This is a genomic window from Streptomyces hilarionis (assembly GCF_024539675.1).
GTDB lineage: Bacteria > Actinomycetota > Actinomycetes > Streptomycetales > Streptomycetaceae > Streptomyces > Streptomyces hilarionis.
Genome location: NZ_JAHHIT010000256.1, coordinates 1 through 7,348, shown reverse-complemented (window position 1 = coordinate 7,348; position 7,348 = coordinate 1). Strand labels below are relative to the sequence as shown.

Genomic DNA, 7,348 nt, shown 5'->3' with positions numbered 1-7,348 from the left:
GCCTCGAAGACGGGGGCGGCGGGCGTCTCCTCCGCGGACGCCTCCGGCTCCTGCTCTTCGGTGGTCACGGCCTGCTGTGGCCCGGGGGCCGCGGGAGCCTGCGCCGCGGGGGCGGCTTCGTGGGCGGGCTCGGGGGTGTCGGCGACTCCGGGAGCGGGCGTCACGGGAGGCGCCGGCTCCGGGACGACGTCGTCCACGGCGTCGGGAGCCGGGACGGCGGCGGCCGCGACCACGTCGCTCTCGGGCGCCCGGGTCTCCTCGGAGGCCTGCGGATCCTGTGCTCCCTGCGCCGAGGACTCCTCGGGAGCCGCGACGGGCTCCTGCGGCTGCTCGGCTCCTTCGGGCCCGTGCGTCTCCGGGGCGGGGCTCGCCGCCACGTCGTCCGCGGCCACGACGGCGGGGCCGGCGGCCGGCTCGACCAGGGCGGCCTCCGCACCAGCCGGTTCGGCCTCGGCGGACTCGGCGGGCTCGGTGACCTCCGCCGTGTCGGGCAGGGCGGGCGCCGCCACTGCCTCCTCGGGCGTCTCCACGACGCCGGCGGCCTCGGCGGAGTCTGCGGCGACCGGCTCAGCAGGCCCGTCGGACTCCGCGCGCGGCTCGGGCTCGGCCGGTTCGCCAGGCTCGGCCGGGCGGACGGGCTCCGCGGCTTCCTGGGCGGGGACCGGCTGGTCGGCGGCGGGCCCGGCCTCGGGTCCTTCCACGCTCTCCGGCGTCCCCGGCGACTGCACGGGCTGTTCGACGGCGGCCACCGGCACGTCGGCGGCGTGGTCGTCGCCGGAGTCCTGCCGGGCCTCGGCCATCATCGCGGCGCCGAGCAGTTCACCGGTGTCGACGATGCCGTATCCCCGGGCGGCCGGGGGTTCCTGCGCGGCCTCGGCCTCGTGGGCCTCCGGCGGGGTGGTCGCGGCGTTCGCCTCGGTCGCGATGCGGGCCACCACCGCCTGGGCGGCGCCCGCCGGCTCGGCCTGCCGGGTCTGCGCGACCGCGGCGGGAACGGCCGTCTCCCCGGCGGCCGCCGGGGCGGGGGCCGGGGCCTGGGACGTCGCCTGCGCCGTGGCCTGTGCCGCGCCCCAGGGGGACGCGCCCTGTGGGGGCAGGTCCCGCAGGTGCGGCACGTCGAGATACTCGGGGCCGGACGCCGAGGGGCCGGGCTGACGCACCGGCGCGCCCGCGGGACCGCGGTCGGCGAGCGAGCGGACCGGGCTGGCCGAGGCGTCGGGGATCGGGGGGCCGAGGTGCAGCGGGCGGCGCGGGGTCGCCTGCGGGGCCGACGGGCCGGGCAGGCGGACGCCGCCGAGGTCGACCGAACCGCTGTCGCGGCCGGCCGTCTCGTGCGGCCCGGGCTCGTGGACCGCCTCGACCACCGGTTCCGGCGCGGGCGGCGCCACCTCGTTGCCCCACGCGCTCTGGGCACCCGGCAGCAGCAACAGGTCTTCGTCCTCGGCGGGGGTCTCGGAGAGGTAGGCGTACGCACCGGGCGCCGGGGCGCCCGACTGCTCCACCATGCCTGCGCTCTCCGGCAGCTCCTCGCCCGGGACCTGGCCGGTGTCGGTCATGCGTACCCCTCGCCCATCGGTTAGTGCTTCTGCGGCCGGCTCACCCGGAGCGGCGCACCGACCGCCCGTAGTGAAGAACGAGCGTCCGTGCCCAGCGGCACGAGCGACCCGCCCGAAAAAGCGACAAAGCCATTCAGTGGCATTGTCGCGGCCGTCGTCGCCTCGCGACAGCTTGATCGGCGAGGCTCCGCTGTGGACTGCGCCACGTTGCGCGTCCTCCGGTCCTGCCGTACCACACGCAGCCCAAAAGGGATGTGTTTTCCGGACATTGGCCGACGAAGCGTCGGGCGACCGGAAGCGGTACGACGATCGGCCAGCCTACCGCGCGCGGTACGACAACAGGATCACGGGGCGGGCCGTCCCGGTCACGGCCGGCGGTCGGCGAGAACCCCGGTGAGCAGGAACGCGACGCTCCGCTCCGTCTCCGTCCAGGCCCGTGTGTCGAGTTCGACGGACTGGACGAGGGCGCACTCGACGCCGTACCCGTGCTCGGAGAGGTCGCGGCCCACGCGTTCGGCCGCGTCGCGGGTCGCCGCGTGGGTGACGATGCGCTGCGGACGGCGGTCGACGACCGCGGAGACCACCGGCGCTCCTCCGCCGCCGATGCGGACGACGTCCGGTTCGGGCAGGTTCTCCAGGACGTGCGGGGCGCCGCCGTGGACGATCTGGAGCTGGACGCCGTGGCGGCGGGCTGCGGCGTCCGTGCGGGCGCAGGCCTCCAGGTCCCGGTCGACGGCGATGACGGCGGCGCCCGCCCGGGCGGCCTCGGTGGCGAACGCCCCGCTGCCGCAGCCGATGTCCCAGACGAGGTCGCCCACCCGCGGACCGAGCCGGGCGAGTTGGGCGGCGCGCAGCAGCGGCGCCTCGCCCTCGCCGAGCCCGCCGCCGTACGCCTCGCCGGGCAGCGCCCAGCCGCGCGGGCCGGCGCCGGGGTCGCGGCCCGCGATCCAGCCGCTCTCCCCGGAGACGACCGGCCCGGCGGGGCCGCCGATGACGATGACGACGTTGGGGTCGCGCCACATGTGGTCGGCCGCCTTGTCGGAGGTGACGACGCTGACCTGTTCGCGGTCGGTGCCGAGCTCCTCGCACACCACGAAGGTGCGGTGCACGCCCTCCAGGAGCAGGCCGAGCTCGGCGGGTCCGGCCCCCGGGGAGGTGAGGACGGCGACCTTGGTGTGGGCCCGGCACACGTTCACCGCGCGGCGCAGGGTGCGCCGGTGGGCGACGACCACCTGCGCGTCGTCCCAGGGCATGCCGGCCCGGGCGAAGGCGGCGGCCACGGCGGAGACGGCGGGGACGACCTCGACCTCCAGGCCGAACTCGGGGGCGCGCAGGGCGCGTACGACGCCGAAGAAGCCCGGGTCGCCGTCCGCGACGACGACCGCGGTGCCGCGGTGTCCGGCGATGCGGCGGGCGGCGAGGGCGACACTGCCGAGCCGGACGCGTTCCGCGGCGGGCGGCACTTCGGGCAGTCGCAGATGGTGGGCGGCGCCGGCCACCAGGGTGGCCGCGGCCAGAGCGGAGCGGGCCGCGGCGGTCAGCGGCGAGCCGTCCCAGCCGATCACCGTGACGCGGTCGGCCATGGTCGTCAGTCTCCCCCGGGTTCACGCAGGCAGCGGGCTCCGTGAGGGTACCTGGTCGGGGTGTCCGGGGAGGGCCGCGGTCCGCTCAGTTCCAGTCGGTGTACGAGGTGAAGCCGCCGCTCTCCGCGAAGTGCTCGCCGCCGCCGTCGAGGTCCTCCGGGAGGAGGCTCCACACGATGTAGTCGGTGCGCACCTCGTTCCACCCGCCGTCCTCGGCACGAGCGCGCGCTATGCAGGCGCCGCGCAGCACGCCCTCGCTGATGCATCCGATCTTCTGGGCGACCTGCTGGGAGGCGGTGTTGTCGGCGGCCGTGCGCAGCTCGATGCGCTCGAGCTTCTGGTCGGTCAGCAGCCACCGGGCGGTGGCCAGCGTCGCCTCGGAGGCATAGCCCTCGCCGCGCGCCCAGGGGGCGATGATGTACGACAGCTCGGTGGAGCGCACGTGCCAGTTGGTCCTGGCGAGCCGGACGACGCCGACCAGGCGCTGGGTGAGGAACTCGGTGACGGCGAGGTCGAGGCCGCGGCCCGCCGCGCGTTCGGCGGGGGCCTGCTCGGTGACCCAGCGGCGGGCGGCCGCCCGGTCGAAGGGGTGCGGCACGGCGGTCCAGGCGACGACCTGCTCGTCGTTCATCATGTCGGCCAGGGCGGGCACGTCGTCCTCGTCGAGGGGACGCAGGCCCAACCGCTCCGTGCTGATGGAGATGGTGGGGAAGGTGCTCGTCATGCGCCGCTCCGTAACCTTCGGGTCCTCGTGAACCTGCCGACCCGTCAGGGCCCGCTGAACTGCCCAGCATGCAGCATGCGGCACGGAACCACACCACGGGGTCCGCGCCGGTCGGGGGCGCGGACCCCGGGTGCGGGCGTCGTCGGCGAAGGTCAGAAGGCCGCGACGACGGCGCCGTCGTACTTGTCGGCGATGAACTTCCTGACCTCCGGCGAGGTGAGCAGCTTGGCGAGCTTCACCACGCGCGGGTCCTTCTCGTCGCCCTTCTTCACGGCGAGGAAGTTCGCGTACGGGTTGCCCTTGGCGGACTCGGCGGCCAGGGCGTCCCTGGCCGGGCTGAGCTTGGCCTCCAGCGCGTAGTTGCCGTTGATGACGGCCGCGTCGACGTCGCCGAGGGAGCGGGGCAGCTGGGCGGCCTCCAACTCCTTGAACTTCAGGTCGCGGGGGTTGGACGCGACGTCCTTGGGGGTCGCGTCGTAACCGGCGCCCGACTTCAGCCGGAGCAGGCCGTTGGCCTCCAGCAGCTTCAGCGCGCGGGCCTCGTTGGTGGTGTCGTTCGGCAGGGCGATCGTGGCGCCGTCCTTGAGGTCCGTGAGCTTCTTGACGCTCTTCGCGTAGAGGCCGAGCGGCTCCAGGTGCACCTCGGCGTTCGGCACGGCGACGATGTCGGTGCCGTTCTTCTTGTTGAAGTCGTCGAGGTACGGCTGGTGCTGGAAGTAGTTGGCGTCGACCTCGCCCTGCTGGACGGCGGTGTTGGGCGTCACGTAGTCCGTGAACTCCTTGACCTCCAGCTTGAGGCCGGCCTTCGCCGCGAGGTGGTCCTTGACGTAGGTGAGGATCTCGCCCTGCGGAGTGGGGGTGGCGGCGACCGTGAGCGTGGCGTTCGCGTCGGCGCCGGCGGAGTCCTTGTCGGAGCCGCAGGCGCTGAGTCCGAGGGTGAGGGATCCGGAGGCGAGGACGGCGGTGGTGATCTTGGCGGTGTTACGCACGAAAAGTGCCTTTCCTGAAGGGTGGTGCGCCCCGCTTCGGGTGGTGCGGGGAGTCCTGGGGAGCGGTCGGTGAAGGGAGCGGGCCGGGGCGGGCGTGCCCCGGGTCAGGCCGTCTTGCCGACCTCGGGGGACGCGGGCTCGGGGGCCGCCGGCTCGGTGGCCCGGAGCAGCCGCAGCTTCGGCGCGGGGCCGGAGCGGCCGCCGCGGCGGTGCAGGGAGCGGGCCGCGTAGTCGCCGGCGAACTGGATGAGCGCGATGACGACGGCCAGGATCGCCACCGTGATCCACATCAGCTCGGTCTCGAAGCGCTGGTAGCCGTAGCGGATGGCGATGTCGCCGAGTCCGCCCGCGCCGACCGTGCCGGCCATCGCGGAGTAGCCGATGAGCGCGACGATCGTGGTGGTCGTGCCCGCGATGAGGGAGGGCAGGGACTCCGGGACGAGGACCTTGCGCACGATGGTCCAGGTGTTGCCGCCCATCGCCTGGACGGCCTCGACCAGTCCGCCGTCCACTTCCCGGACGGCCGTCTCGACCAGACGCGCGAAGAACGGGATGGCGCCGATGGCGAGCGGCACGATCGCGGCCTCGCGGCCGATGGTCGTCCCGGTGATCGTGCGCGTGAAGTTCATCAGCGCGACCATCAGGATGATGAAGGGCATCGAGCGGGCGATGTTCACGACCTGCCCGATCACCTTGTTGGCGACGGTGTTCTGCAGCAGGCCCCCGCGGTCGGTCAGCACCAGCAGGACGCCGAGCGGCAGACCGCCCACGACGGCGACGAGGGTGGACCAGCCGACCATGTAGAGGGTGTCCCAACAGGCCTGGGACAGCAGGGGCTGTATCTCGGACCATTCGGTTCCGCTCACTTGGCGGCCTCCTCGAGCAGCGCGGGCTCCGGGGCCGCGCGGTCCACGACGTCGATCTGCAGGCCCTGTTCGCGCAGGAAGCCGATGGGCACGACGTTGTCCTCGTAGCGGCCGGGCAGTTCGATGCGCATCCGGCCGATCTGGAGGCCGCCGACGGTGTCGATGGCGGCGCCGAGGATCGAGATGTCGATGTTGTAGGTGCGCGACAGCTGCGAGACGACGGGCTGGGTGGCGGCCTCCCCGTGGAAGGTGACGTCGACGACGGTGCGGTCGTCGCCGGTGGCCTCGCCGCCGACGGGGAAGAGCGCGGCGGCCAGTTCGGAGCCGGGGGTGGCGAGCAGTTCACTGACCGTGCCGGACTCGACGACGCGGCCGCTGTCCATGAGCGCGGCGGAGTCGCAGATCGACTTCACCACGTCCATCTCGTGGGTGATGAGCAGGACCGTCAGGCCGAGCTGCCGGTTGAGGTCGCGCAGCAGCTGGAGGATGGAGCGGGTGGTCTCCGGGTCGAGTGCGCTGGTGGCCTCGTCGGACAGGAGGACCTTCGGGTCCCCGGCCAGGGCGCGCGCGATGCCGACGCGCTGCTTCTGGCCGCCGGAGAGCTGGGCGGGGTAGGACTTCGCCTTGTCGGCCAGGCCGACCAGGTCGAGCAGCCCCAGCGCCTTGCGGGAACGTTCCTTCCCGGAGATGCCGAGGATCTCCAGGGGCAGCTCCACGTTGTCCTGCACCGTCCGCGAGGACAGCAGGTTGAAGTGCTGGAAGACCATGCCGATCCGGCTGCGCGCCTGCCGCAGTTCCCGGCCGGCGCGCGGACCGCGTCCGGCGAGCGCGGTCAGGTCCTGCCCGGCGACGGTGACCGTGCCGGCGGTGGGGCGCTCCAGAAGGTTGATGCAGCGGATGAGCGAGGACTTGCCGGCGCCGGACTGGCCGATGACGCCGTACACCTCGCCTTCGCGCACGTGCAGGTCGACGCCGTCGAGGGCGGTGACCGCACGGCCGCGCGAGCGGTAGACCTTGCTCAGGCCCGTGGTGGTGATCACGTGGGGGTTTCCGTCACTGTCGAGTGCGCGGGCGCGGGTGGGCCCGGGCGCACGGGTGCAGGCTGTCAGGACGCGACGCGGTGCTCGCTCCGGCGGAGGGCCGGGGAAACCGGGCGCGGGGCGCGGCTCGGATCACGTACGGCGGTGACGCGGCGTACGGACGTGCCACGGCGGCTCGCTTCGGGGCGCGAGCGCGAAGGTGGTGCGGGGGCCCTCTAGAAGGCGCGCATTCGACACAGACAACGAGCACCGGGCGTCATGGTCGCCTCGGTCGCAGGGGTGCGGTTGCTCGTCGTGGTCATGAGCATCAGTAAAGCAGACGTACGGTCCTGACCAAGACCGCGGTGTCCGCATCCTGGACAGTCGTGGACAGTGCTTCGGCGCATGTCAGTCGTGTGCGGCGGTGCGTCCGGCCCCGCCGTCCACCGGCTCCGACGGGGGCGGACGCCCCCTGGGCCCCGGCATCGGCGCGGGCTCCCGGGACGGCCGCGCCGCGGCCGCGCTGTGGCCGACGCCACGGCGGCCGTCGACGAGAAGGCCGTCGACGAGAAGGCCCGGCAGGGGTCCGGGGTCCGGGCCGAGGCCGGGGC

At 74.1% G+C, this 7,348-nt stretch carries 5 protein-coding genes and 2 pseudogenes; all 7 read right to left on the bottom strand.

The genetic code is table 11. The annotated features are described in order from the left end of the window. Positions 1-1,556, bottom strand: a pseudogene (locus tag KMS84_RS36870) (nicotinate-nucleotide--dimethylbenzimidazole phosphoribosyltransferase); the annotation flags it as partial. Between the two features lie 365 nt (positions 1,557-1,921). Further along, positions 1,922-3,139, bottom strand: coding sequence for a precorrin-6y C5,15-methyltransferase (decarboxylating) subunit CbiE (cbiE, locus tag KMS84_RS36865; RefSeq protein ID WP_256920914.1), 1,218 nt, complete (start codon positions 3,137-3,139; stop codon positions 1,922-1,924). A gap of 85 nt (positions 3,140-3,224) precedes the next feature. Continuing rightward, the gene (locus KMS84_RS36860; RefSeq protein ID WP_256920913.1) at positions 3,225-3,863 is read right to left on the bottom strand and encodes a GNAT family N-acetyltransferase; all 639 of its coding nucleotides are present in this window, start codon (positions 3,861-3,863) and stop codon (positions 3,225-3,227) included. A 152-nt stretch (positions 3,864-4,015) separates the two neighbouring features. Continuing rightward, the gene (locus tag KMS84_RS36855) at positions 4,016-4,852 is read right to left on the bottom strand and encodes a MetQ/NlpA family ABC transporter substrate-binding protein (protein ID WP_256920912.1); all 837 of its coding nucleotides are present in this window, start codon (positions 4,850-4,852) and stop codon (positions 4,016-4,018) included. A 104-nt stretch (positions 4,853-4,956) separates the two neighbouring features. After that, positions 4,957-5,718 (bottom strand): methionine ABC transporter permease, encoded by a 762-nt coding sequence (locus KMS84_RS36850; protein WP_256920911.1) that lies wholly within the window; start codon positions 5,716-5,718, stop codon positions 4,957-4,959. Further along, positions 5,715-6,758: a methionine ABC transporter ATP-binding protein gene (locus KMS84_RS36845; RefSeq protein WP_256920910.1), complete on the bottom strand. Its 1,044-nt coding sequence runs from the start codon at positions 6,756-6,758 to the stop codon at positions 5,715-5,717. Before KMS84_RS36845 ends, KMS84_RS36850 begins: the two co-directional genes overlap by 4 nt. A 387-nt stretch (positions 6,759-7,145) precedes the next feature. Next, positions 7,146-7,348: pseudogene (locus tag KMS84_RS36840) on the bottom strand (molybdopterin-dependent oxidoreductase); the annotation flags it as partial.